The sequence below is a fragment of the Ewingella sp. C233 genome (assembly GCF_055407225.1).
This window is the reverse complement of the sequence record NZ_JBUZRI010000003.1, coordinates 104,128-129,793: the sequence shown is the minus strand read 5'-3', so window position 1 is coordinate 129,793 and position 25,666 is coordinate 104,128. Positions and strand designations below refer to the sequence as shown.

The following is a 25,666-nucleotide window of genomic DNA, read 5'->3' as shown; positions in this document are numbered from 1 at the left end:
CCCTACGGGCTACGATCTCCAACTAACTTACTAATTAAAAACAAAAAAATTAAGACTGATTCTATAAGACTTCACTCTGCTCACCCTCCGGGCTTCGGTCTTATAAATAATTATAAAGAAGATTTTTTTGTTTCTTTTTTGTTGTTTTGTTGTTGTGTTTGTTTACAACGCTACGCTGAACCCTTAGCTATCTAAGTGTTTTCGCTGGGTTGTGACCATACGCTACAACACTAAGACCCCAGCCCAATCGCGTGTAAACGCTCTTGGTGGGGTTGTAAGGCTACGGCAATGGGCTAACTGCCTACGGCAGGCCAGCCACCTTTTGGGCAGCAAGGCGACAGCCGCGCAGTATTTGGACACATTGTCACGAGGAGTGTAACCCGCAGAGTCAATGGGGGCGGCGAGGGTGGCGGGGGGTATAACAAGCAAACATCATGCCAATCCGTCACAGGCTTAACAGGAAGCCCGTAGAGCGATTTAAACACCTCAGGCAATACGAACGTAGCGGGTAGGCATCAGAACGCAGCACAGGGCGTTACAGAGCGTTTAAAAATAATTTGACATTGAAATCTGACTTGTGCCATAGTAAGATTTGGAAATCATTTTAATTCAAATAATGTCTTGCGAATGACAATCATTACTGATAACATGGTTTTTAACAAATAAGGTGCATCTACCGCCCGGTGATGGCTCCTGACTAAATGGGTTTCACGATTAGAACCTCCGAGAATAATTTCAATAACTCACGGAGAACCCAAAATGAACAAACCTAAATCCCAACGCATCACCCTATCCACCATGACAGGCGAGCAGATCGCAGACGCCATCATGTACGGCACATACACCAAAACCGCACTTTGGTCTTTCATTAGCCGTAGTGGTGGCGCTGACGCTGCACACGCGAAGTACCCGCAGCTTGCCGTTGCACTTCATATCCTGAAACAGGAAAAGAAAAAGGCAAAGAGCGCCCGAGCGGTCAAGGCGATCCTGAAACCACTATCCCGCCAGTTTGCTGATGGTCAATCCCTGACTGAGATTCTGGCCCCGGTGCTCCAGGGTTACCGCCGTCTGTACCGTGAAAAACTCAATCTGATTATGACGCCCGAGCAGGTGATCATGTTCCTTGTTGCCACTGATGGTGTGGAGAACCTGGAACAACACGGTTACAGCTTCGCTGGCGACTTCGCGACTTCGCGACTTCGCGACATTGCCAACAGTGTGAACCCATCCGGCGCAACGCCGGGCCAATCAAATTGCCTCAAATAGGGCAGACCAACCAAAAACGCAAGCCATGCAGGCCGCCGAATTCTGATCGCTCACCCGCGATAGCAGGATCAATTCCGCATATGCATTTTTAGGAGGAAAATTGGCACGACCCGTATTTAAAATTGATAACCAAACAGCAAAACGTTTTTTACTTAACTACGCCACGTTTTACGAATTACCCCGATGGGCAAATGACATTATCAGGGGAGCGAAGGGCCAGATTAAAACCGGCACTAATCAGGTTAGCTCATCCGCCGTTTTCCGGTTGGTTCAATCGCTGGAAGTAATCAGCACTCAAACAGTAGCGGCGACTCTAAATCGTAAACGGCTGGCAGTTGATGGGGAAGTATACTGCCAGCGAATGATTGAGTATTACACAAGTGCCGCCCGATGCGCTTCACAGGGCATAACGCACCAGTTGCAGAAACATTCCCAGCAAAACGAAAATCACCAATTCACCATTCCAGTGTACAACCTAACCAATACGGATCGTGAATACGCACGGCGCTTGGCTATCGCTGGCTCAACAGATGAGCTACAGCGATTCCTGAATGGTTCTACATCTAAAGCCGCTGCGTGACAACTAAAGAGGACAAATGATTGAGAAACGCAAGGCGTTGACCGCCACCCAGAACACAGACCTACCCGAACCACTACCAGATTCAGAACTCCCAGACTTAACGCTATTGTTTAAGTGCCGCTCGCGCGATGTGGACGTGTTGCGGAAATGTAAACACATGCTCATTGCCGGAATGCCGCCCGGAAAGGTCGCGCTGATCTGTAGGCTTCCGCTGGATCGCGTTATCGAACTGTACAATAGCTCATACAATCCGCGTTGCCGTCGATTTGCCAAAACTAACAGCTATACCAACGCCAGGTTAGCGCTGACCAGCTTCAACGAGGGTGCAACGCTCGCAGATATCTGCACGGCGCTGGGCCTTTCATTGTACTGGGTAGTTATGTCGCTGCGTCAAAACGGGGTTGCTGAATCCTCGATCAATGCACGAATGCCGCCAGCAAATGATCCTCTCTACATTGAGTTTATTATGGTTTCTAAACGGAAGGCCGCGAGCCGTTTTAAACCAATCCAGATAAACCCGGTGAGACGAATCAGTAAGAACCAGGCAGGCAAGCCAGGGCCATTAACCAGGCCGCAACCGTGAGTCAGACCGCGACGGTCTGAAAGTGTCCAGCATTGAACCTCATAGACATTTTGCCCTACCTGCCGTTGCTGGCTGGCGCATTTACGTGCGTCCTCGACGGTCTAACCCTGTACAGGAAATATAAGAATGAAGACAACATTGCAAAAAGTAAAAGACGGAATAGCCGCCGCGCTTCAAGGAAGGACGGTCGAAGAGATGGAGGACGCCCAGCGCCAGGAAGCTGTCTGCGCCGCCGTTGGTCGTTTCCTTGAGTCCAACTCGGATTGGAGGCCGTCACACCAATCAGCGCCAGCAGGCCAGCCAGTCAAAGACAGTAAACAGAAGGCTAAACACAAAGCGAAGCGCATCAAGAAGACGCTGGGTGCTGGCGCTGGGACGTTTAAACCTCACATTGTGGATGAGGCAGCGCTTGAACGTGCTCGCGTCAAATGCCGGGAGATTGTCGCCGCTGATCCGGCTGCGTACTCATTCATTATTGAATCAGCACCGATCAAAGGGACGAATGATTGAAGGCATACTTGCCTTTAATTCACAAATTGACATGGAAGTCAATAAATATTCGTCATTTTTGTTGAAAATTCTGACGATATATAGTAAAATGATAACGTAAGGTGATTAATAGATTCGAAAGAGTCTACTGCGTACTACAGCCGATTGTCGCGTTTAATCTCCTCTCTCTCAGGCGCTGGCCTCCGATACGCTTTGCACGAGCCTCATCGCTTCCCAGCGCCGCCTATTCTTCTGTTGTGGTATGCCACCATGATGGGGTTTGCTCGATTCTCCTCGGGCTGTCTGCCGGACATAAAGCGGTACGAGCACACGGCGATGATTAGAGGTCTCCCGCCGCGCTGCTCCCTCTTTCCCAGCCCGGTAAAGCCGGGTTAGCTCTGCTAACGCCAGTTTATGGCGCTGCATTCTCAGATCAGAAAACAAACAATAACAAATGCCTGTCTATTGTCCTCCGGGGCGGTATCTCCTGCCGCCTGATTTTTTCTGAAATGAAGACTCAATAAAAGAAGGTCGCCACCGTGCGACCTCTTTTGCACCTGTACACCGTCAAAATTGACGAAGGGCCGCAACGGCCTTTAGGCCCACGGGCCAAAGCAACGACCTAAAGGCCGAACCGACTGAATAACTAAACAAACATTTATGGAGTGACATTATGAAAATGGGTGAAACCCAACGCACGTATAACGACGTGATTACCTGCCATGTTGACGGCAACTTTGATCGCCGTGTCGTGAATATCCCAACCCTCGGCGTTGAAGTTCAGCCAGGCTGCGTTATCAAATCAGACGGGACTGCCTATGTCTCTGGCTCTGATGCTCTGCTGGTTCTGAGCCATCACCGCGCCGGAACTGATGTAAATATCATCGTGGCTGACCGTGGCGTTTATATCCGTGCTGAAACAGTGATCGCCGTTATGGGTGAGACCGTAGGCGCTGCTGCTATTGCTGCACTAACTGCTAACGGCAACATTCGTGTTGCACTGGCTGACAAATAATCCAACTGATAAGGACATCTAAAATATGGCTCTTTCTTCCAATTTCGAATACGTAGATTATTCTGCGTCATTTACCAACATCCCGGCGCGTAACCGCATCCTGACCAACCTCGGGATTTTCCAGCGTGATACTACCGACCAGTTTAAAACCAGCCTGGATATTCTGGCCCAGATGGGCGACACCGTAGCTCCTGCTGGTATGCGTTTTGGCAGTCAGTGGGGTTCGACTCCTAAGGCGTCCGCCTCTAACCACTTGATCGAACTGCCGTTATTCCCAACGCAGGACATCATCACGGCAGCAGACGTGCAACCATACCGTAAGGCGGGATCTCCGCTACAGGCCAGCGTGCTGGATGCTGTGACCGCTAAAGGTCTGGCTCACTATGAGCGATTCGCGGCTACTCGTGAAAAGATGTTTGCTGAAAGTCTCTTCCGCCACCGCGTGATCGATATGCAGTACACGGCAGATGGTTCGGAGATCCTTGATTGGTCTGATGAGTTCGGCATTGAACAGAGCACCGGAACAATTTACACGGGTGTCGCTGCCGATCCGTTAGAGTCGCTCTCTGATGAGGTCAGCAAAATGAAACGCCGTGCGGGTGGCCTGGCCTCTCAGCTCAAGGGCATCTATCTGTTTGCGGGTTCCAACCTGTTCCAGAAACTGCGATTTAACCCAGCGGTTCGCCAACTCGTACAGTATGGTGTGCTCGATCCTCAGGGCCTGGTTTTCAACCGCGAGATTAACCCGGCATTCAGTTATTTCGTGCTGGATTCCGTCACCGTGGTTGAGATGAGCGATACCGATTTTTACGGTATTGGCGCGGATCAGGGCTATCTTCTGCCAGTGTTTGATAAGCCGCTGAGTGGTCAATCTGGAGCCTGGACGAACATTGTCGGGCCGACAAGCCGCAATCTGGAACTGGCATTCGCTGACGTGGTTGATTTCCGCATCTATTCCAACACCGATGCGTATAAAAACATTACGTTAAGCTCGGAGTTCTCAATGCTCCCGGTGACCTTCCGTCCTGACCTGGTGACAGCCATCACCAATGACGCATCGTAATCAGGCGAAGTAACAGCCCAACGGGATAAGACCCAGGGGCTAACGGTTTTGGGGGCCATTATTTGGCCCCTCCGTCATTATGGAGAGGTAAATATATGCAATTGAAGATTCTGGGTGTGGGCAACGCGCTGTTGCTGTCTGTCAGCGTCAAGACGCTTGATGATGCCGGAATTTTAAATATCAGCGGTCTCTGCCGTAAGCTGAACGTGAAACGCTCAACATTTCTAAGCAAGGTCGCCAGCGTGGGACTTGAGAAATCTATCATCTATTACGCAGCGATCAAAAAACAGCGGGATGTGCTCGCCACATTATCAGAGAAAGATGCAGCCGCTTTTCTCGCTGCATGTAATGTAGGCAATAACAACACCAACAACGCTACACATTAAACCGGACGGGTAAACCGCCCGGTTTTTTTATGCTTAAAATCCTGAATATTACTTAATTTCACGAGTGAAATTTATGTTCTGACCGTCATACTCACCATCACGTGAGATCGTGATTGAAAACCGCTTAAACTTCGACACGAATTCATCAGCACTGACGTCTACAGAGACGCGATGTGTTGTACCGTCCGCCTTTAAGATGTAAGCATCAATATCAGTAGCATTAGGTATGGACGAAAATTCAACGGCAATAATAGTTTCCCCGGTTGCCAACTTCCCTGCTTTTTTCAATAGGTCTTCAATATTGTCAATTCCGACCTCCGCATCATCGGCTGCGACAGTACCTTTCCAATCGTTATATTGAGTTCCGGCACCAAATGTTTTGCTTTCCATACCACTCCCCTATGATTAATTTTACAAAAAGATACATTAAGCAAAACCATGAAATCATCAAGATGTTTTTGAAAAAAAAGACTTTTTAAGTAAGGTTATAAGACACCAACTCGACATATTCTGATAGCTCCTTGATGCTGGCCCCCTGGCTGTAGGTGCGGAAGGCTTCCGTTTTCGCCTTCTGTTCAGTGTGTCCGGTGATGGCCCCAATTCTTTGCTCAGGAATTCCAGCACGGTCTAAGCAGGTGATGAACATCCCGCGCAAGCTGTGGAAGCATTGCCGATCTGTAGCGGTAGGCAATACACGGCGGCGTAGCCTGGTGAACGCTTGAGAATAGAAGGGGCCTTTCTTGCCGTCAGCGCGGCTAATCTTGTTAGCCTGTGGGAATAGATATTCGCCGCAATTATGACTCAGGTATTCATCGACAATCGCGGATAGCTTAGGGTGAATCGGCACATGTCTGATCCCTGCTTTCGTCTTTGACTTCGAAATGTAGAAACAGCGCACACCGTCCACCGTCTGGATCTCTGATTTCTTGAGGCTTGCCAGTTCATCAAGGCGACATCCTGAAAATAGTCCCATTATGATGATGTTCTTGATCTCCAGCTCTGCTGCATCAAGTAGCTTTTGCATCTGGTCAAGCTCGAACGGTTCGTAACTTTCGATTGTACGCCGTGCTTCCAGATTGTGGTTGTGGAAGGGGTTTCCCTCGGGGATGGCATCGTAAGATCTCAGAGCGAACTCGTACAGACTGCCCAGGCAGGTTAGCCAGTTCTGTAAAGTCTGACCCGCAACCCGTTCTTGTTGTGTTCTGATGAACTGCGTCACCAAGCGTCGCCCGATTAGATCGATCTTGATGTCTGTTTCCTGGGTGGTGGCAAGAAAGACCTCCACGGCGCGGGCTGATTTGCTCAGAGTGGAGTAGGAGCGACGGTTTTTGTAGTTTTCGCTGTACTCATCGCGGATCTCGCAAAGAGTGGGGGACGTGGTTTTATCCTCGTCTGGCTTGCCGCGTCTGTCCTCGATCTCATTGTTGGTGCTTACCTCCTGATAGAGAGACGCGATAGCGCCTGAGATGCGTTTCTCCTCAGTATCTGGCCTTGACTTCTCTTTCAACTTATTGAATTCAATAAGAAGATGGTTTCTGAATTGCCGGGCCTTAACGATATCTTTTGTGCCCGTGGACTTGCGCCAGGCGCGCTTATGTCCGAATACGTGGCGCATGTATTTAGGTACGAAGATCTGGAAAATCCACAGCCCGGATTTGTTCTGAAAAAGGTACTGATTGTTGTTGATCGCCATGACATTGATCCTCTATAGTCACGCAATCAGGTACAGCGCCCTGTACAATATCGAGATGGAGTGAACGGCAGCTTCCCAAGCTGCATACGAGGGTTCGATTCCCTTCACCCGCTCCAAAGTGTCCTCCGGTACCCTCCTCTGAAATCTACAATTCAAAAATATTCCATTCACAGTGGCAGCACATCCAGCGGCTTTACTTCGCGCAGTACGAAGGTGGTTTGCATCTCTTTAATTCCTGGCAGGCGGCGGACGACTTCCATGGCAAACGTTGAAAAACTGTCGAGATCTTCTGCGACCACCTGCAGCATAAAATCGGCGTCTCCGGCGACGGCATAACAAGCGACCACCGGTTTTAGCTCGCCGACCTGCTGTTCAAATCTCTGGGCCTCTTCTTCATTATGACTGTCTATTTTCACCCGGATAAACGCCAGGATACCGAGCCCGATCTTCTTGCGATCAATCTTCGCCTGATAACCCGTGATCACGCCGCTCTCTTCCAGTTGTTTGACGCGACGCCAGCAGGGTGAGGTTGCCATACCGACCTTCTCGGCCAACTCCTGATTAGTCATCCTGCCGGCACTTTGCAGCTGGCGCAGAATGCGAAGGTCTGCCGGTGTTAACTTTGTATTTGGCATGATTTTCCTTTTTTTTATTTATTTTAGAAGCAGATTACCAAATTCACCGCAAAAAGAGAGTAAAAAGAAAGCACTTACCGACAGCCGACGGCTATGATCTCAGGCACTTATCCGAACCCGAAAGGACGCCATGTTGAGCACTTCACTTCGCCTTGCCATTATCGTTAACCCCGAACTTTCCCTTGGTCTGATTGCCAATACCGCCAGCGCATTGAGCATCGGTCTTGGCGCCAAATTTCCGCCATTAGCGGCCAGCCAGTTGTCTGATTCGCAGGGCAGGGCGCTCGATGTCAGTTCGAAGCTGCCCGTACCTGTTTTACAGGCCAGCCCCGAGAAAATGCGTGAAATATTATTGAAGGCTCTGACGGGGGAGGTTGAGAAAGCCATCGTTCCTTTCCCTGCTTTTGCCCGTTCGATGCACAGTTTTGATGAGTATGAGCAGGCATTCCCGCAACGGAATTTGGCCGCAGAAACGCTGGATGGTCTGGCGCTGTGTGGCCCTGAAAAATGGGTGAAATCTCTCACCGGGGCATTGAAGTTATTGCGCTGAAAGCGAAAGGGCGGGGCGCTGAATGCGCCCCGTTAAACTTAAAGGACTTTACTCAAAAACGCTTTGGTGCGCGGATTCGTTGGATGGGTGAACAACTGCTCGGGTGTGCCTTGTTCCTGAATCACGCCCTGATCGATAAAGACCACGCGGTCGGCCACTTCGCGGGCGAAGCCCATCTCATGGGTAACGATAACCATGGTCATGCCTTCCAGAGCGAGCTGCTTCATCACGGCCAGCACTTCGCCGACCAGTTCCGGATCCAGCGCTGAGGTAGGTTCATCAAACAAAATGATCGACGGCTCCATCGCCAGCGCGCGGGCAATAGCCACACGTTGCTGCTGGCCGCCAGACAGGCTGGAGGGCCAGGCGTCAATTTTGTCGATCAGTCCCACTTTTTGCAGCAGCTTTTCAGCGCGGGAAATGGCTTCAGCTTTCGATAACCCTTTCAGCGCCATTGGTGCCATGGTCAGGTTCTCCAGCACGGTCATATGCGGGAACAGGTTGAACCGCTGGAACACCATGCCGACGCCAGAACGCAACGTATTGAGGTTGGTTTTCGGGTCATGCACGGCAAAACCATTAACCACTACTTCGCCACCGTTAGGTTTTTCCAGCGCATTCAGGCAGCGCAGGAAGGTGCTTTTACCGGAGCCTGATGGTCCGATAATGCACACCACCTCTTTTGGTGCGACGTCACAGGAAATGCCGCGCAGCACGTGGGTTTCGCCAAACTGTTTCTGTAAATCCTTAACGTGAATCACTTTTGCCAAACCTCTTTTCCATGTGTTGAACCAGCAGCGAAAGCAGGAACGTCAGTACCCAGTAGACCAGGGAAATCGTCAGGTAGGGTTCCCAGTAGGTTGCATAAGCGCCGGAAACGGTACGTGCCGCATAGGCCAGGTCGGCAAGCCCGATGGCTGATGCCAGTGAGGAGTCTTTGACGATGGCGATGGCATTATTACCTAGCGGAGGCAGGATGCGGCGAAATGCCTGCGGTAAAATCACCTTGCGCATGGTTTTGCCCCAGCCCATACCGAGTGCCCGCGAAGCTTCCATCTGACCGTTATCGATCGACTGAATACCGGCGCGGAAAATCTCTGATACATAAGCACCGGCGTTGAGGGTGATGGCTACCACGCAGGAGAGAAACGCGCCGTAGTCAGAACGTAACGCGCGGGCAAAATCCGATGACATCAGCCCGTGGCTGACTAAGATACCGTCGCGCGGATTAATAAATAGCGGCACCAGCGCAAAGTGAACGACCATGATTTGCACAAACAGCGGCGTGCCGCGGAACGCACTGACGTAAACACGCACTGGCCACTGTACCGCAAAGCGCAGTATCAATTTCCACGGGCCATCATCGGCGCGTGCCATACGGCCTAAGCCCAGCAGCAGACCCCAGGTGGTGCCTAAAATAACGCAAATAATGGTGCACTTGATGGTCATCAGCGCGCCCTGCACAAACAGCGGGGCGTATTCGGAGATGATCTCCCAACGAAATCCAGTCATACCTTTCCCTGTAAAGGGGCGAAAACGCCCCTTTCTTTTTTAAAAACTTTCTAATAACGCGCGACCAAAATACGGCAGGTTTTATTGGGCTGGCAGAGTCGGCACGTTGGCATCGAACCAGTTGGCGTAGATTTTCGCATAAGTACCGTCAGCCACGATGGTTTTCAGACCTGCGTTGATTTTACCCAACAGCTCGGTATTGCCTTTCGCGACTGCGATACCGAAATACTGGCGCTGGAATTTGCTGTCAGGAACCAGTTTCAGGGCCTTTTCCGGATGGGATTTAATGTAGTACTTCACTACGCCCACGTCGCCAACGGCAGCGCCGATGCCATCTTCAGACAGCTCTTGTAACAGCAGCGGTGTGTTGTCGAAGCGTTTGATGTCGGTACTGTTTTTACCTAATTCGTCAGAAACGACGATGTCACCGGTGCTGGAGTTCACCACGCCGACTTTTTGGCCTTTCAGCGCAGAGACGGAATCTACTTTTGAACCTGCCGGAACCACGATGGATTGTTCAGCCGGGAAGTAAGGGTGCGAGAAATCCACCATCTGCTGGCGTTTATCGGTAATCGTGATGCCGGAGATGATGATGTCGCGGTCGCCGGAATTAAGCGTCGCAAAGATGCCTTCCCACGGTGTGTTGACCAGCTTTATGTCAAAATTTTCGGCTTTGGCAATGGCTTTAATAATATCAATATCAAAGCCTTCCAGCTGTTTCTGGCTGTTTTCATATTCGAACGGACGGTAAGTACCGCCAGAACCAACAACGTAAGTTGTCTGTGCCGCGAAGGCCGACGTAGCTAAGGAAGAGAGCAGACACCCGGTGAGAATAAAGGACTTAAACATGGTAACTCCTGTTGTGTTTGTTATTTTATGCACTTAATTTGCATAAAAATACACAAATTGACGGGGTGCATCAACTAAAAACAGTCTCAGGGCGCATTATTCCTGTCAGGAGTTGGGGTTTTGGGGAGGAACCCTGCCTGAATAAGTCAGGGAGGGCTTTTTGGTTTGGTTTTACTTAAGTCAAATTTTTAGGGGTATTCACTGAATAAAGCGTACCCGATAAAATCTGTTACGGGTTTTCAGGTAGTAATGATTAACTTGATGAATAAAAAGAGTTCTTATAAGAAATGGCCTGAATGGCTTTTAAGGACATAAAAGTGATAATGCGTTTATTTCCCTGCCTGTTTTTATTTTTCACAGCCTCAAGTTTTGCAAATTACACGCCCAAGGAATATAACGTCTGGCGCTCGGGTCATGGCTTTATTTATGGGGCAACCCAGACAGAAAAGGATGAACCCGTCTTAGTCACTATTACGGGGCCCGGCACCCAATGGGCGGGCGTCGTCATTTCAATGGTGAGTGAAAGTGCCTGTGAAATGAAGGCTGCCGCAACATCGTTGCTCTTTAACAGTACATTGCATCCGGTGAGTTACAGCTGTATCCCGATGAGACACGGCAGCATCGCAACGTATATTCTCAGCGATGCAGAAAAAGCCAACCGTTTTTATGCAGACCTTAAATCCGGGTTTACCGTGGTATTGGATAACCGCATCAAGGTATGGGCCACGAATATCTCCGCACCCAAAAACTAAGCGGTAACCAGAATTGAGTTGTCAGGGGTTCCAGCACCAGTGCCAGGGCTCATAAATAAAGCCCCAGGGGTTACCGGGCGGGAAGGAGAGAGTAAAACCGAAACGTGTTGCGTTGAGGTTCAGCCAGCGGAATGCGTCTGTTTCACCAAAGACGCCGGTGACTTCGTCGCAGCCGGGCGTATTGATATCGACCGCGCGGCCGGTGTGATGCTCGCTGCAACCCGGCGGTGCCAGTGAGGTGAAAATGGTTTCCGCCGCGATACCCGTCTGTTGTTTCAGGCGGATAAGCCCTGTCTGGTAATCGAGGCTACGCCAGGCGGACACCAGCAACAACGCCACACCGTCGCGAAGCGCGGCCTGTTTCATGTTCTGCCATGCGGCGGCGGCTGGTGCGGTCAGACGGTGATTTTTACCGGTTTCATCGGTTTCAGCCACGACCAGCAATACCTCATCCACATCATCGAAAAAGGGCAGCGTGCGCTCAGCAATGACCTGCGGATTAATGCCCAGCTCACGTAAAACCTGTTCTGTTTTATGGCGTAATGCTGCCTGATCTTTTACGGTGTTCACTCGTCGTCATTGCCTAAGCGGTTCATTGCATGTGCCATGGCTTGGCCGCTGCTGCGCATGGTCTGTTGATAATGCGCGGCTGCACCAACGAAGGCGGCGAGCAGTTGCTTATCTTGCTGATGTTGCAGGTATTCCGGATGCCATTGCACACCGAGACAAAAATCATACCCTTCACACTCGATCCCTTCGATCACGCCATCCGGCGCGACGGCATTGATGCGGCAACCAGCTCCGACGGTTTTGACCGCCTGATGGTGGGAGCTGTTGACCTCATAACGGGCCGTGTCTACGCAGCGGCTCAGCAGGGTGCCTGCAAAGATTTCCACTTCATGACGCGCGCGTTTTTTCCCTCCGGCATTTTCCGTATCGGCAGTGGTGCTGTGTTCAAGGGCATCAGGCAGGGCATCGGGAATATGCTGATGCAGCGTGCCGCCGGTGAGTACTGCCAGCAGTTGCTGACCGCCACAGATGCCGAGCAGCGGCATATTACGGCGCAGTGCGCCCTGAACGATGGCGGTTTCAAACTCAGTGCGTGCGGGTTTCAGCCGGACCTGTTCGCTGGATTGCTGCTCATTGAACATGGCCGGGGGAACGTCAAAGGCGCCGCCGGTCACGACAATGGCGTCGCACAAAGAGAGATAATCGTCGGCCAGTTCTCCATGATGCGGTAACGCCAGCGGGATCGCCCCGAGTTCCGCCAGACTGGTCATATAACTCTGACGTAATGCATACCATGGAAAATCGGCGTACCCGCCTGTTTCTTCGCTATCCAGCGTGACGCCTATTACCGGCTTAGACTGAAAATTTGCACTCATAGTGATCTACCGCACCCCGTCATTAACGCAATGAGAAACAATAAGGGAAAACACTTTCTCTCAACATATCAACAGGTCGGGGATGGAACAATACAAATTATCAATGTGAGAAGTATTCGGAATTTACCGCTGTAATAGGTTGTTTACGGCAGTTCACGTACCACTTTACAAGGCTGCCCCATCGCCAAAACGTTGGCCGGAATAGCATGCGTCACAATGCTGCCCGCCGCGATGGTGGTGTTATCACCAATCGTCACGCCGGGTAGGCGTTCACGGGCCGAAAGTGGATGCACCGGCGTTAAGAACTGCACGTTCGGACCAATCAGCCTGTTATCGCCGCTGGTGTTGCAGTCGAGAAACACGGTGTTGCCTGCTCTGATGATAAATCCCTCATCCCACTGTGCAAATTAACTGTTAGAATTCATCCAGCCAATAGACACATATGAACTCAATTGCTTACATAATCTTTACGTTGTCCTAAAAACAGCCAGCGGTTATTTTCTGGATAATGATTCTGTCTGGTTGAAGGACCAAATTCAGCTGCTTTCTCCTTATTTTTACTGCGAAACCAATAAATTTATGCTGCCAAATGCCTCTTCCCGCTCTAAACGCCGCACAAGATTGTGGTTTGTTATCGCTGTGATTATCGCGGCAATTCTGGTCTGGTATTTTGCCTTCCATCACAGTTCATCCACGACTGAGGCGAAGCGGGCAGGGCAGGGTCGTGGAGGAATGCGCGGCGGTATGCATGGCGCTGCCCTGGCCGGTGCCGTGACGCCGGTGCAGGCGGGGAAAGCCGAACAGGCCGATGTGCCGGTGTATCTGCGTGCGCTGGGCACAGTAGTCGCCAATGCGACGGTCACGGTGACGAGCCGGGTTGACGGCCAACTGATGAAAGTCTATTTCACCGAGGGGCAGAAGGTTGAGCAAGGCCAGTTGCTTGCGCAGATTGATCCGCGCAGTTATCAGGCGACACTGGAACAGTATCAGGGCGATTTAGCGCAGAATCAGGCGCTGGCGAAAAGCGCCGAGCTGACACTGGCCCGCTACAAAAAACTCTATGCGCAGGACTCTCTGGCGCGTCAGGATCTCGAAAGCCAGATGGCAACCGCAGGCCAGTACACTGGTGCAGTAAAAGCCGATCAGGCGCAGATTTCCGCTGCCAAATTGAATTTGGAATTTGCCAAAATTACCGCCCCGGTCAGTGGTCATGTCGGCCTGCGTCTGGTCGATCCGGGCAATATGGTCAGCAGCAGCGACACCACCGGCATTGTTACAATTACCCAAACGCAGCCGATTGCCGTCACGTTCAGCGTGCCGCAAAGCAATCTGCAAACCCTGCTGAAATCCCTGCGCGGCGGCCAGCAACTGCCAACTACGGCGTTTGATCAGGACGGCAGTGACGTGCTGGCTCAGGGCAAATTGCAATTTATCAGTAACGAGATCGACACCAGCACTGGCAGCATTAAGCTCAAAGCGTTGTTTGATAATCAGGATGAGAAGCTCTATCCGAATCAGTTTGTGAACGCCCGTTTACAGGTAGGAACGCTGGAGAAAGCCACCGTGATCCCTGCGGCAGCGTTGCAACTGAGCGCCGCCGGTGATTTTGTTTACGTAGTGAAGGCGGATAACACCGTCGAGCGCCGTCAGGTGAAATCCGGCCCGCCGTTCGGTGATGATAAAATCGCTGTGCTGACCGGTATTGAACCGGGCGAACAGGTGATCACCACCGGCATTGACCGTCTTAACAACGGCAGCAAAGTGCAGATTGTCTCCGCCACCGGTGCAGCAGGTGCAGCGGATGCCAGTGCCAGTAAAGTTGCCGGCAGCTCTAAGCATCGCACCGAACAGGGCGGTGTGGATAAAGCCACTACCGGTAAAGACAGCGGGTCGAAATGAATCCTTCACGCCTCTTTATCCAAAGGCCGGTTGCCACCATTCTACTGATGGTCGCGGTGTTGCTGTCGGGCACTTTTGCCTACAACATGCTCTCGACCTCGGCGCTGCCACAGGTGGATTACCCGACTATTCAGGTAACCACGCTTTATCCGGGTGCCAGCCCGGACGTCATGGCGTCCGGTATTACCGCGCCGCTGGAACGCCAGTTGGGCCAGATGGCGGGCCTGAGCCAGATGTACTCCACCAGCGCCAGTGGTTCGTCGATCATTACCCTGAAATTCTCTCTGGATCTCTCGCTCGACGTTGCCGAGCAGGAAGTGCAGGCGGCCATTAACGCCGCCGACAGCCTGCTTCCCAAAGATCTGCCGAACCCGCCGACCTACAAAAAGGTCAATCCGGCCGACAGCGCCGTGCTGACGCTGGCCGTGACCTCCGAGTCGCTGCCGCTGACCAAAGTGCAGGATCTGGTCAATACCCGTGTAGCGCTGAAACTGTCGCAGATCTCCGGTGTCGGTATGGTGACGCTGGCAGGCGGCAATCAGCCTGCCATTCGCGTGCAGGTTAACCCGCGCGCGCTGGCGGCCCACAGCCTTACGCTGGAAGATATCAACACGCTGATTGGCAACAGTAACGTCAACGGCTCAAAAGGCGGCTTCGACGGCAAACACCATTCGATCACCATCGATGCCAACGATCAACTGCGCACCGCCGCGGAGTACGGCAACCTGATTGTCACCTATCAGAACGGGGCGGCGCTGCGCTTGCGCGACATCGCCACGCTATCCGAAGCACCGGAAAACCAGTTCCTGTCGGCCTGGGCCAACAAACAACCGGCGATCATCATCAGCGTGCAGCGCCAGCCGGGTGCCAACGTTATTTCGGTGGTGGACGCCATCAAGCAGCAGTTGCCGAAATTGCAGGAAGCCCTGCCGGATTCGGTTAAAGTCACCCTTTTATCTGACCGTACCCAGACCATCCGCGCTTCCATCAGCGACGTACAGTTTGAGCTGATGCTGTCAATTGCGCTGGTGGTAATGGTCACTTTCCTGTTCCTGCGTAACGTCGCGGCGACCTTAATTCCCAGCGTTGCGGTCCCGCTTTCCCTGGTTGGCACCTTCGGCGTGATGTACCTGTGCGGATTTAGCCTCAATAACCTCTCGCTGATGGCGCTGACCGTCGCCACAGGTTTTGTTATTGATGATGCCATTGTGGTGGTGGAGAACATTACCCGCAGGCTGGAAGAGGGGGAAACGCCGATGCAGGCGGCGCTGAAAGGCTCAGCACAGATCGGTTTTACCATCATTTCCCTGACGTTTTCGCTGATTGCCGTGCTGATCCCGTTGCTGTTTATGGGGGACGTGGTCGGGCGGTTATTCCGCGAATTTGCCATCACGCTGGCGGTGTCGATTTTAGTTTCGATGGTGGTCTCGCTGACCCTGACACCCATGCTGTGCGCTTATTTACTGCGCCATATTCCTGAAGACAAACAGAGCCGCTTTTACCGTAAGGGCGGGCAGCTCTTCGACAAGTTGATCGCCGGTTACGATCGGATGCTGATTGTGGTGCTCAATCATCAGCGTCTGACGCTGCTGGTGGCCGCCGCCACGCTGGTGTTCACCGCGCTGTTATATGTGATTGTACCGAAAGGCTTTTTCCCGTCGCAAGATACCGGGATGATTCAGGGCATTACGCAGGCGTCGCAGGATGTGTCCTTCGGCGAAATGGGCCGTCGCCAGCAGATGCTGACCGCCGCTATTTTGCAGGACCCGGCGGTGGACAGCGTCTCATCAACCATCGGCGTTGATGGCAACAACACCAGCCTGAACAGTGGCCGTTTGCAGATTAACCTCAAACCTTTTGGTCAGCGTGACGAACGCGCACCGGCCATTATTGCCCGCCTGAAACAGGAAACGGCGTCTGTGCCCGGCATTGAACTTTACATGCAGGCTTCGCAGGATCTGACGGTGGATGATCAGGTTACGCCGAGTCAGTACCAGTTCACGCTCGACGATGCGGACAGCGAAAATCTGGTCTCCTGGACACCAAAACTGATTGATAAACTCAGTCAGGAGCCAGAATTCAGCGACGTGGTCAGCAATCTGCAAAATCAGGGACAGGTGGCTTACGTTGAGCTGGACCGCGATGCGGCTGCCCGCTTTGGTATCACCGCCGCCGATGTTGATACCGCGCTGTATAACGCTTTCGGTCAGCGGCTGGTTTCCACCATTTTCACCCAGTCGAACCAGTACCGCGTAGTACTTGAAGTCGCGCCGCAATTCCAGCAATCTCCGGCTTCGTTTGAAGATATCTATCTGGCGACCAGCAATACCAACTCGGCTTCCGCGTCAGATGCCAACAGCACCTCGACCACCAGTGCGTCCGGTTCCACCACCAGTACGTCAGGGAGCGGCTCGTCCACAACGTCCACCACCTCCACGGCGGGCATGGTCCGGCTGACGTCGATTGCCAAAATCCATATGCGTACCGGCGCACTGTTGCAGGCGCGGCTGAATCAGTTCCCGGCGGTTACTGTTTCCTTCAACCTGAAAGACGGCCACTCACTGGAGCAGGCACAGGCGGCTATCAAACAAACCGTTGCCGACTTGTCGGTGCCGGACAGCATTACGCTGCGCTATCAGGGCGCGGCCTCCTCCTTTGAAAGTGCCACCGGCAACACGTTGTGGCTGATCCTCGCTGCGCTGCTCACCATGTATGTGGTGCTGGGTATTTTGTACGAGAGCTTTATTCACCCGGTGACCATTCTCTCGACGCTGCCGTCAGCGGCGGTCGGGGCACTGTTGTCACTGTTGTTCGCGAATACCGAATTCAGCCTGATTGCGCTGATCGGGGTGATCCTGCTTATCGGCATTGTGAAGAAGAACGCCATCATGATGATCGATTTTGCGCTGGAAGCTGAAAACAAACACGGCATGTCGCCGCGTGATGCCATTCATCAGGCCTGCCTGCTGCGTTTTCGGCCGATTCTGATGACGACAATGGCGGCGCTGCTCGGCGCATTGCCGCTGATGCTGGCGAGCGGATCCGGCGCAGAATTGCGCCAGCCGCTGGGTCTGGTGATCGTCGGCGGGCTTATCTTTAGCCAGCTGCTGACGCTCTTCTCCACGCCGGTGATTTACCTGATGTTTGACCGCCTGGCGACCCGCTGGAACCCGCGTCAGAGAAGAAAGCGTGCATTGCTGGAGGAAAAACAGCAGAACGCTCAACATCCGGCCGGTGATCGATAAATGAGCATCTCGCGCTTTTTCATCTTCCGTCCGGTAGCGACGCTGCTGCTGACCGGTGCCATTGTGCTGCTGGGACTGCTCGGTTACCGCCTGCTGCCCGTGGCACCGCTGCCGCAATTGGATTTCCCGGTGATTGTCGTCAGCGCCAGCCTGCCCGGCGCCAGCCCGGAAACGATGGCCGCAACCGTGGCGACGCCGCTTGAGCGCGCGCTGGGTCAGATTGCGGGCGTCAGTGAAATGACGTCCAGCAGTTCCCAGAGCAGCACCAACGTGGTGTTGCAGTTCGATCTTGATCGCGAGATCAACGGCGCGGCGCGTGACGTGCAGGCAGCCATCAACGCCTCGCGGGCCCTGTTGCCCAGCAGTATGCCGTCGCTGCCCACCTACCGGAAAGTGAACCCGTCCGACTCGCCGATCATCATGCTGTCGCTGACCTCCAAAACGCGCAGCAAAGGTGAGCTGTACGACATCGCCTCCAGCCAGCTGCAACAGAAAATCGCTCAGGTGAACGGCGTGGGTCAGGTATCGCTGGTCGGCTCGGCGCTGCCGGGCGTCCGTATCGATCTGCGCCCTGAGGCCATCAGCCATTACGGTATTTCACTCGACACCATTCGTTCTGCCATCGCCAACAGCACGACCAATTTGCCGAAGGGCGTTTTGCAGGGCTCCGGCCAGTCGTGGATGATTGAGGGCAACGGCCAGCAAAGCACGGCGGCGCAGTACAAAACGCTGATTGTGACGTATATCAACGGCTCGGCTATCCGCCTGAGTGATATTGCCAACGTCTATGATTCGGTTGAAGACAAATACAATATTGGTTACTACAACAGCACGCCGTCGGTGATGCTGGGCGTCACGCGTCAGGCGGGTGCCAACATACTGGAGACCATTCAGGCTATCAAAAGCGCACTGCCGCAGATGGAAGAGAGTCTGCCGGGAGACGTGGAGTTACATATTGCGCTGGACCGTTCGGGGACCATTTCCGGCTCGCTGCGCGCCACTGAAGTGACCCTGCTGGAAGCGACTTTTCTGGTGATCATTGTGGTGTTTGTTTTCCTGCGCAATTTGCAGGCGGTGATCATTCCGGCGCTGGCGTTACCGGTTTCGTTGATCGGAACCTGCTCGGTGATGTATCTGCTGGGCTACAGCCTGGATAACCTGTCGCTGATGGCGCTGATTATCGCCACCGGCTTTGTGGTCGATGACGCCATTGTCGTCCTGGAAAATATCACCCGGCATATTGAAGAGGGGATGGGGCCGGTGCGCGCCGCCATTAAAGGGTCGCAGGAAGTCAGCTTTACCGTGCTGTCGATGACGCTTTCGCTGGTGGCGGTGTTTATCCCGCTGCTGCTGATGGGCGGGATCCTCGGGCGCCTGTTCCGTGAATTTGCCGTGACGCTGACCATTTCACTGATCATTTCTATGCTGGTGTCACTCAGCCTGACGCCAATGCTCTGCGCCCGCTTTTTGCGCCGCAAATCGGCGGTGGAAAAACGTCAGCCGCGCATTTACCGCATTATAGAGCGTGCGCTTAACCGCCTGCTGGCCGGTTATGCCGCGGCGCTCGGCTGGGTGATGCGCCATCAGTTGATCACGCTGTTCGGTTTGCTGCTGACCATCATGCTCAACTTCTATCTCTATACTGTGGTCGAAAAGGGCTTCTTCCCCAATCAGGACACCGGCATGTTGATGGGTATGATGCGTGCCGACCAGAACACTTCCTTCCAGTCGATCCAACCTAAGGTGCTGGAATACAGCAAAATCATTCAAAACGATCCGGCGGTTGACGCAGTGATGAGTTCGGCGGGCAGCGGCGGGTTTGGCTCACGCAATACCGCCACGTTCTTTGTGCGGCTCAAAGATTACAAAGATCGCAGCGCAAACGCTAATGAAGTGGCTAACCGCCTGATGGCGGAAACCAGCAAGCTGGCCGGAGCACAGCTGTTCCTGATGGCCGCGCAGGATTTGCGCGTCGGCGCGCGCAGTGCCAATGCGCAATACCAGTACAGCCTGCAGGCCGATGACCTGTCGCTGCTGCGTGAATGGGGGCCAAAAGTTAAAGCCGCGCTGGAAAAAATCCCGCAGCTGACCGGTGTCGACACCGATTCACAAACCGGTGGGCAGGAAGTGCTGCTGACCATTGATCGCGACAAAGCAACGCGTCTTGGGGTCAACGTGCAGATGATCGACACGCTGCTCAATAACGCCTTCAGCCAGCGGCAGATCGCTACCATCTATAAAACGCTGAATCAGTATCACGTAGTGATGAACCTGACGGACGATTACACCAGCAACCCGGATGTGCTCAATCAGTTGTATGTGATAACGGATTCCGGCGCTCAGGTACCGCTGTCAGCCTTCACGACTTTCAGCGGGGCCAATGCGCCACTGTCGGTGGCGCATCAGGGGCAGTCTGCGACCACGACACTGGCCTTCAATCTGGCTGATGGCGTGGCGCTGGGTGACGCGCAGGGATTGATTAAAACGGCGATGGCGCAAATTGGCCTGCCGGACACGATTCAGGCCGGATTCGCCGGTACCGCGCAGGCGTTTGACTCCTCGGTCAGTATGATGCCGTGGCTGATCCTCGCCGCGCTGGCGGCGGTCTACATTGTGCTCGGCATGTTGTATGAAAGCTATATTCACCCGCTGACTATTCTTTCTACGTTGCCGTCAGCGGGCCTTGGCGCATTGCTGCTGATGCTCCTGACTAACACTCAGCTCACGGTGATTGCGCTGATCGGAATTTTGCTGTTGATCGGCATCGTGAAGAAGAATGCGATCATGATGATCGACTTTGCGCTCGACGCCGAACGCCGCCTCGGGCTTTCACCGCAGCAGGCGATCACTCAGGCCTGTTTGATGCGTTTTCGGCCGATCCTGATGACCACGCTGGCCGCCTTCTTTGGTGCGCTGCCGCTGGCGCTTGGCAGCGGCGGTGATGCGGATCTGCGCAGCCCGCTGGGGCTGGCTATTGCCGGCGGGCTGGCGCTCAGCCAGATCCTGACGCTATTCACTACGCCGGTGGTTTATCTGTATATGGACCGTTCGAGCCGCGCCACGCGCCGTTTATGGCATCGTCTGCGGCCGCACCACGCGCCATCGCCGGAGACCGGTTCACATGATTAATTCTTTGAAAAGCGAAACGATGCTGATGATTTCCCGTAACCCGCGTTCTGTTGTTTTCCGTCTGGCCCCGCTGGCTTTGGCGCTGCTGGTCAGCGCCTGCACCGTCGGCCCGGATTATCAGCGGCCATCCGCGCCGCTGTCGCTGGAGTTTAAAGAGGCCAAAGGCTGGACGGCGGCGATCCCGCAGGAGAATCAGGCCAAAGGCGACTGGTGGTCGGTGTATCAGGATCCGGAACTGTCCTCGTTACTGAGTCAGGTACAGATTTCCAACCAGAACGTCGCGCAATATGCCGCGCAGTATCGCGAGGCTCAGGCGCTGGTGACGCAGGCGCGTTCCGGGCTCTATCCGTCAGTGGATGCCAGCGTTGGCAGCACCCGCAGCGGGACGTCCCTGGCGGTGACTAAAAAACAATCCGCCGAACTCAGCGCCAGTTGGGAGCTGGATCTGTGGGGCAAACTGCGACGCACGGTCGAAGAGGATAAAGCCAGCGCGCAGGCCAGCAAGGCCGATCTGGCAGATGCCACGCTCAGTGCGCAGTCTGAACTGGCGCAGGACTATTTCCAGTTGCGGGTCATGGACGAGCAAATCGCCCTGTATAACCGCAGCATTGCCGCCTATGAGCGCTATCAGACCATCATTCAAAACCAGTACACCGGCGGGAATACCTCGCGCGCCACACTGGCACAGGCGCAAACTCAACTGGAAAGCACGCGTGCATCTGCGTTGCAGGTACAGTGGCAGCGCGCACAGATGGAACATGCCATTGCAGTACTGATGGGTAAACCGCCGGCGCAATTCACCCTGACGCCGCGTGAAATCAAATTCACCTTACCGTCTATCCCGCCGGGATTGCCGTCGCAGTTGCTGCAACGCCGCCCGGACATCGCCGCCGCTGAGCGCAACATGGCATCGGCCAATGCTGCCGTCGGTGTGGCAACCGCCGCGTATTATCCGGACCTGACACTGAGCGCCAGCGGTGGCTTTGCCAGCGATGCGTTCCATAATCTGTTCTCCCTGCCGAACCGTGTCTGGTCGTTAGGGCCAGAGCTGAGCCAGACCGTGCTAGATTTCGGCGCGACGCGTGGCAAAGTCGCCCAGGCCGAAGCCGCCTATGATGCGCAGGTGGCCGCCTATCGCCAGAGCGTGCTGGGTGCCTTGCAGGAAGTGGAAGATTATCTGGTCGAGCTGCATACCCTCGATGCGCAGACGCTGGCGCAACAGCGCGCCGCCGACGCTGCCAAAGAGTCAGCCCGCGTCACCTATAACCAGTATCAGGCCGGTATGATTGACTATCTCGACGTTGCCACCACCGAAAATACCAGCCTCAGCCAGCAGCAGAACGTTCTTTCGCTGCTCAGTACCCAGATGGTGACCAGCGTGAAATTGATCGCCGCACTGGGCGGTGGATGGAATGGGGACGTAGGGGAGTGATCGGCAGCAGGAGTTAATTTACCAAGAATTATCTTGTTAAATTAAGGAGGGATCGGCTAGGGTGGTCATTCACTCATTTCGTGACAGGATGCCAAATGCCGATTCTCTCCACATTCCATGCGCAGATTGATTATCAGGACAGCGGTTCAGGTGAGTCGACGCTGTTCTTAATGCCGGGCTGGTGCCAGCCGAAATCTGTCTTCGCCGATTTTGCCGCGCTGGCAGCGGAACACTTTCGGGTGGTCAGTATAGACTGGCGCGGGCACGGAAAATCCTCCACTGATGGCAAGGATTTTGATGGTGCCTCGTTGGTTGAAGACGGACTGGCCCTGATTAACCATTTAGGCCTGAAGCGGGTCGTGCCGGTATCAGTCGCCCATGCCAGCTGGGCTGCCGTAGATTTGGCGGAGCGTTTGCAGGAACGCGTGCCTGGGGTGGTGTTTCTCGATTGGATCATGGATCACCCTGCGCCTGAATTTTTCACCTCCATTGATCAGATGCAACGTGAAGATCAATGGCTCCACGCACGGGATCAACTGTTCGAATTCTGGCTGGCCGGAAGTCACTCGCCGACCATGATTCACCATATGAAAACGGAGATGGCCGCGTCCAGTTTCCAGCTATGGCGACTCGCCGGTCAGGTTATCCGTGATGCCTATCTTCACTGCGGTTCACCGCTTCAGCGCTTCGGACAATTCAAGAACCCACCGAAAATGTTGCATATTTACTCCCTCGATAGAAATGACGCTTATCTGAGTCTGCAACAACGATTTGCCTCACAGCATGATTTCTTCAATGTGAAACGTCTTGAGAATGCCAGAACCCATCTGGCTGTACTGGAAAGACCGCAGGATGTGCTGGATGTGATTCTGGAGTGGGGGAAGTAAATACGACCGATATTTTGAAGAATCGCAGCGCAATGTTCCCGTCTGTGGAACAGGTGTGATCATCACGCAGAATAAGATTTCTTTACGACTTTGTTCTTGTTGTGTTTGAGGCTTGTGGAGATAATATGAACAGGTTGTCCAAGATGGGCAACTATTGGCCTTCAGGCATATCAAAAGGAGTGATTGTGAAGACTTTAAAAATGATCGTCGCAGCGGTTCTGTTGGGTACGGTTTCTTTCGGTGCACTGGCTGCGAAAGAGATCACTCGTGAAGAAGCTGCTAAGTATGAAAAAGTCGGTGTCGTGGATACATCAGGTCAAACGACTGACCCGATGGATACGAAAGCAGCGCTTTCACGTCTGGCCGATGAAAAAGGTGGCAAGTATTTTGTTGTGATTGCTGCCCGTGAAAAAGGACGTTTCAGCGCAACGGCTGAAGTCTATAAGTAAGGGCTGCGTTTAGCTGTCCTTTTCAACCGGAAACGCCCCCTGACCTTCACACTGTTTCCGGTTGAAATCTGTTTATCCGTTCATTCTGTTCGGCGTCCTGTTTCCCCTTATCCCCTTAATGTCCGTCAAACTGTGATCCCTTTCATACTCCTGGTCTATTTGTCTATACAACTATACATTCCATGACTTTACTCTATTAACGGCGTTTTTTCGCCCATTGACGAAGGGGAAACGGATGATGAAATTAGGCAGCAAAATCCATGATTTGGGTAAAGCGCTGATGACGCCGATTTCGGTGATCGCCGCAGCGGGGATTTTCCTCGGGCTGGCGGCAGCGTTGCAAAACCCGGCAGTCACCGGCGAGTCTTTCGCGCAGATAAAATCGCTGCAACTGGTTATCGGTTTTATCCGGCAGGTATCGGGCGCGCTGTTTGCTAATTTGCCGCTGTTTTTCGCGGTCGCTACGGCGATGGGGCTGGCCAATGCAGAGAAAGCTACGGCAGCTTTCTCTGCAGTGATTGGCTTCGTCGGCCTGCACGTTGGGGTTAATTATAGTCTGCTGGCGCAGAATATTACGCCGGAGACCATTACCCTCGCCAAACTGACGGCCAAAGGCATGACTGAAAGTGATGCGATGATTTATGCGGCGGAGTTCACCAATACGCTGGGGATCTTCACCTACAACATGAGCGTACTGGGGGGGGTGTTGGTCGGGCTTATCACCATGTGGCTGCACAACCGTTTCTATACCATCGTGTTGCCGACGGCGATCGCATTCTTTGGCGGGCGGCGCTTTGTTCCGATTGTCACCATTCTGGTCCTGCCAATTGTGGGTGTGCTGATGTCGCTCATCTGGCCGACCATTGCCCTTGGCATTCAGTGGGTTGGTGAGCTGATTGGCCGCACCGGCGAGATAGGCACCTTTATTTATGCCACCTCCGAGCGGCTGCTGATCCCCACCGGCCTGCATCACATCATCAACGAGACGGTGCGCTTCACGCCGATTGGTGGCGTGACCACGGTGGACAATCAGAGCATTGTCGGTGCGCTGAATATCTTTAACGCCTCGCTGGCCGATCCCGGTGCGATTAGCGATCAGGTAACGCAGCAGGCCACTCGTTTTCTGGCGCAGGGTAAAATTCCGGTGATGATGTTTGGCTTACCGGCGGCGGCGCTGGCGATGTATCACTGCGCCCGGCCTGAGCATAAAGGCCGCGTGAAAGCGTTGATGCTGGCGGGAGCGCTGGCTTCTTTCACCACCGGTATTACCGAACCGCTGGAGTTTTGTTTCATCTTTGTCTCGCCGGTGCTGTATGTCATGCACGCGGTGCTGACCGGGATTTCATTTGTTCTGATGCAGATGTTCCACGTAATGATCGGCAATGTGCAGGGCGGAGCGATCGATTTCCTGATTTTCGGCGTACTCGGTGGCGCCAGGACTCACTGGTGGTATCCGCTGATCCTTGGGATCATTTATGCACCAGTGTACTACTTCAGTTTCCGCTGGGTGATCCTGCGTATGCAGGTCAAAACGCCGGGTCGTGAAGATGAAAACGATGCCGATGAGCGCGCGAAACCGGCGCAGGGCAATGAGAAGACCAAAAACATTATTCTCGGGCTGGGTGGCGAAGGGAATATTTCGCAGGTGGACTGCTGCTTTACCCGCTTACGGGTGAAGGTGAAGGATATGGCGCAGGTTCAGGATGAAACCCTGCTGAAAACCGGCGCGATGGGCGTGAAGCGCGTGACGGACAATGACGTGCATGTGATTTATGGCCCGCAGGTCGAGCAGGTGGCGAATCTGGTGAAGGCTGAACTCTCGGGGATCAGTTAATTCAGCGTTGATGAGAAGTCAGGAGGTTGGCTT

Annotated in this window: 24 protein-coding genes and 1 pseudogene; 16 read left to right on the top strand and 9 right to left on the bottom strand. The window is 53.5% G+C overall.

The window, feature by feature from the left end; genetic code table 11:
- The first annotated feature begins 759 nt into the window (after positions 1-759).
- The 7 genes from ACZRKO_RS15835 to ACZRKO_RS15805 all read left to right on the top strand — a co-directional run bounded on the left by ACZRKO_RS15835 (position 760) and on the right by ACZRKO_RS15805 (position 5,382).
- Positions 760-1,266, top strand: coding sequence for a hypothetical protein (locus ACZRKO_RS15835; protein ID WP_256562913.1), 507 nt, complete (start codon positions 760-762; stop codon positions 1,264-1,266).
- Between the two features lie 100 nt (positions 1,267-1,366).
- Positions 1,367-1,846, top strand: a complete 480-nt coding sequence (locus ACZRKO_RS15830; protein ID WP_115627380.1) for a hypothetical protein — start codon at positions 1,367-1,369, stop codon at positions 1,844-1,846.
- A 16-nt stretch (positions 1,847-1,862) separates the two neighbouring features.
- On the top strand, positions 1,863-2,429 hold the full coding sequence (locus ACZRKO_RS15825) for a hypothetical protein (RefSeq protein ID WP_064358876.1): 567 nt from the start codon (positions 1,863-1,865) through the stop codon (positions 2,427-2,429).
- A gap of 126 nt (positions 2,430-2,555) precedes the next feature.
- The gene (locus ACZRKO_RS15820) at positions 2,556-2,939 is read left to right on the top strand and encodes a hypothetical protein (protein WP_064358877.1); all 384 of its coding nucleotides are present in this window, start codon (positions 2,556-2,558) and stop codon (positions 2,937-2,939) included.
- Between the two features lie 652 nt (positions 2,940-3,591).
- Entirely contained in the window at positions 3,592-3,933 is a 342-nt protein-coding gene (locus tag ACZRKO_RS15815) for a hypothetical protein (RefSeq protein ID WP_064358878.1), read from the top strand.
- 25 nt (positions 3,934-3,958) lie between these two features.
- Positions 3,959-4,996 (top strand): major capsid protein, encoded by a 1,038-nt coding sequence (locus ACZRKO_RS15810; RefSeq protein ID WP_064358879.1) that lies wholly within the window; start codon positions 3,959-3,961, stop codon positions 4,994-4,996.
- 95 nt (positions 4,997-5,091) lie between these two features.
- Positions 5,092-5,382, top strand: coding sequence for a hypothetical protein (locus ACZRKO_RS15805; RefSeq protein WP_064358880.1), 291 nt, complete (start codon positions 5,092-5,094; stop codon positions 5,380-5,382).
- A 48-nt stretch (positions 5,383-5,430) separates the two neighbouring features.
- Here ACZRKO_RS15805 and ACZRKO_RS15800 read toward each other — a convergent pair whose 3' ends face one another.
- The 3 genes from ACZRKO_RS15800 to ACZRKO_RS15790 all read right to left on the bottom strand — a co-directional run bounded on the left by ACZRKO_RS15800 (position 5,431) and on the right by ACZRKO_RS15790 (position 7,710).
- Positions 5,431-5,772 carry a hypothetical protein gene (locus ACZRKO_RS15800; RefSeq protein WP_064358881.1) on the bottom strand — a complete coding sequence of 114 codons (342 nt, stop codon included), beginning with the start codon at positions 5,770-5,772 and terminating at the stop codon, positions 5,431-5,433.
- 85 nt (positions 5,773-5,857) lie between these two features.
- Complete coding sequence (locus ACZRKO_RS15795) at positions 5,858-7,075, bottom strand: tyrosine-type recombinase/integrase (RefSeq protein WP_064358882.1); 1,218 nt, start codon at positions 7,073-7,075, stop codon at positions 5,858-5,860.
- A gap of 167 nt (positions 7,076-7,242) precedes the next feature.
- The gene (locus tag ACZRKO_RS15790; RefSeq protein WP_463738214.1) at positions 7,243-7,710 is read right to left on the bottom strand and encodes an Lrp/AsnC family transcriptional regulator; all 468 of its coding nucleotides are present in this window, start codon (positions 7,708-7,710) and stop codon (positions 7,243-7,245) included.
- Positions 7,711-7,840: 130 nt separating this feature from the next.
- Between ACZRKO_RS15790 and ACZRKO_RS15785 the strand changes: the two genes are divergently transcribed.
- Positions 7,841-8,260, top strand: coding sequence for a DUF2000 domain-containing protein (locus ACZRKO_RS15785; protein ID WP_463738213.1), 420 nt, complete (start codon positions 7,841-7,843; stop codon positions 8,258-8,260).
- A gap of 38 nt (positions 8,261-8,298) precedes the next feature.
- On the opposite strand, the gene ACZRKO_RS15780 is transcribed toward ACZRKO_RS15785, so the two are convergent.
- The 3 genes from ACZRKO_RS15780 to ACZRKO_RS15770 all read right to left on the bottom strand — a co-directional run bounded on the left by ACZRKO_RS15780 (position 8,299) and on the right by ACZRKO_RS15770 (position 10,621).
- The gene (locus ACZRKO_RS15780) at positions 8,299-9,021 is read right to left on the bottom strand and encodes an amino acid ABC transporter ATP-binding protein (protein WP_463738515.1); all 723 of its coding nucleotides are present in this window, start codon (positions 9,019-9,021) and stop codon (positions 8,299-8,301) included.
- Positions 9,008-9,772, bottom strand: a complete 765-nt coding sequence (locus ACZRKO_RS15775) for an amino acid ABC transporter permease (RefSeq protein WP_463738212.1) — start codon at positions 9,770-9,772, stop codon at positions 9,008-9,010. The genes ACZRKO_RS15780 and ACZRKO_RS15775 overlap by 14 nt, the downstream gene beginning before the upstream one ends.
- 81 nt (positions 9,773-9,853) lie before the next feature.
- Positions 9,854-10,621, bottom strand: a complete 768-nt coding sequence (locus ACZRKO_RS15770) for a basic amino acid ABC transporter substrate-binding protein (protein WP_463738211.1) — start codon at positions 10,619-10,621, stop codon at positions 9,854-9,856.
- A 296-nt stretch (positions 10,622-10,917) separates the two neighbouring features.
- On the opposite strand from ACZRKO_RS15770, the gene ACZRKO_RS15765 reads away from it, so the two are divergent.
- Complete coding sequence (locus ACZRKO_RS15765; protein ID WP_463738210.1) at positions 10,918-11,373, top strand: hypothetical protein; 456 nt, start codon at positions 10,918-10,920, stop codon at positions 11,371-11,373.
- Between the two features lie 21 nt (positions 11,374-11,394).
- Here the strand turns inward: ACZRKO_RS15765 and ACZRKO_RS15760 are convergent, their stop codons facing one another.
- From ACZRKO_RS15760 to ACZRKO_RS15750, 3 genes and pseudogenes are all read right to left on the bottom strand, one after another.
- Positions 11,395-11,943 (bottom strand): M15 family metallopeptidase, encoded by a 549-nt coding sequence (locus tag ACZRKO_RS15760; protein ID WP_463738209.1) that lies wholly within the window; start codon positions 11,941-11,943, stop codon positions 11,395-11,397.
- Positions 11,940-12,758 carry a gamma-glutamyl-gamma-aminobutyrate hydrolase family protein gene (locus ACZRKO_RS15755; protein ID WP_463738208.1) on the bottom strand — a complete coding sequence of 273 codons (819 nt, stop codon included), beginning with the start codon at positions 12,756-12,758 and terminating at the stop codon, positions 11,940-11,942. The genes ACZRKO_RS15760 and ACZRKO_RS15755 overlap by 4 nt, the downstream gene beginning before the upstream one ends.
- Before the next feature lie 143 nt (positions 12,759-12,901).
- Positions 12,902-13,021, bottom strand: a pseudogene (locus ACZRKO_RS15750) (sugar O-acetyltransferase); the annotation flags it as partial.
- Between the two features lie 316 nt (positions 13,022-13,337).
- Between ACZRKO_RS15750 and ACZRKO_RS15745 the strand changes: the two are divergent.
- The 7 genes from ACZRKO_RS15745 to ACZRKO_RS15715 all read left to right on the top strand — a co-directional run bounded on the left by ACZRKO_RS15745 (position 13,338) and on the right by ACZRKO_RS15715 (position 25,633).
- Positions 13,338-14,657, top strand: coding sequence for an MdtA/MuxA family multidrug efflux RND transporter periplasmic adaptor subunit (locus ACZRKO_RS15745; RefSeq protein ID WP_463738514.1), 1,320 nt, complete (start codon positions 13,338-13,340; stop codon positions 14,655-14,657).
- Complete coding sequence (locus ACZRKO_RS15740) at positions 14,654-17,902, top strand: efflux RND transporter permease subunit (protein WP_463738207.1); 3,249 nt, start codon at positions 14,654-14,656, stop codon at positions 17,900-17,902. The genes ACZRKO_RS15745 and ACZRKO_RS15740 overlap by 4 nt, the downstream gene beginning before the upstream one ends.
- The gene (locus ACZRKO_RS15735) at positions 17,903-21,031 is read left to right on the top strand and encodes an efflux RND transporter permease subunit (RefSeq protein WP_463738206.1); all 3,129 of its coding nucleotides are present in this window, start codon (positions 17,903-17,905) and stop codon (positions 21,029-21,031) included. It begins immediately after the preceding gene.
- Positions 21,032-21,050: 19 nt separating this feature from the next.
- Positions 21,051-22,463 carry an efflux transporter outer membrane subunit gene (locus ACZRKO_RS15730; protein ID WP_463738513.1) on the top strand — a complete coding sequence of 471 codons (1,413 nt, stop codon included), beginning with the start codon at positions 21,051-21,053 and terminating at the stop codon, positions 22,461-22,463.
- Positions 22,464-22,558: 95 nt separating this feature from the next.
- Complete coding sequence (locus ACZRKO_RS15725) at positions 22,559-23,350, top strand: alpha/beta hydrolase (RefSeq protein ID WP_463738205.1); 792 nt, start codon at positions 22,559-22,561, stop codon at positions 23,348-23,350.
- 185 nt (positions 23,351-23,535) lie between these two features.
- Entirely contained in the window at positions 23,536-23,799 is a 264-nt protein-coding gene (locus tag ACZRKO_RS15720; protein WP_463738204.1) for a YdgH/BhsA/McbA-like domain containing protein, read from the top strand.
- Between the two features lie 235 nt (positions 23,800-24,034).
- Entirely contained in the window at positions 24,035-25,633 is a 1,599-nt protein-coding gene (locus ACZRKO_RS15715) for a PTS transporter subunit EIIC (protein ID WP_463738203.1), read from the top strand.
- Positions 25,634-25,666 lie beyond the last annotated feature (33 nt).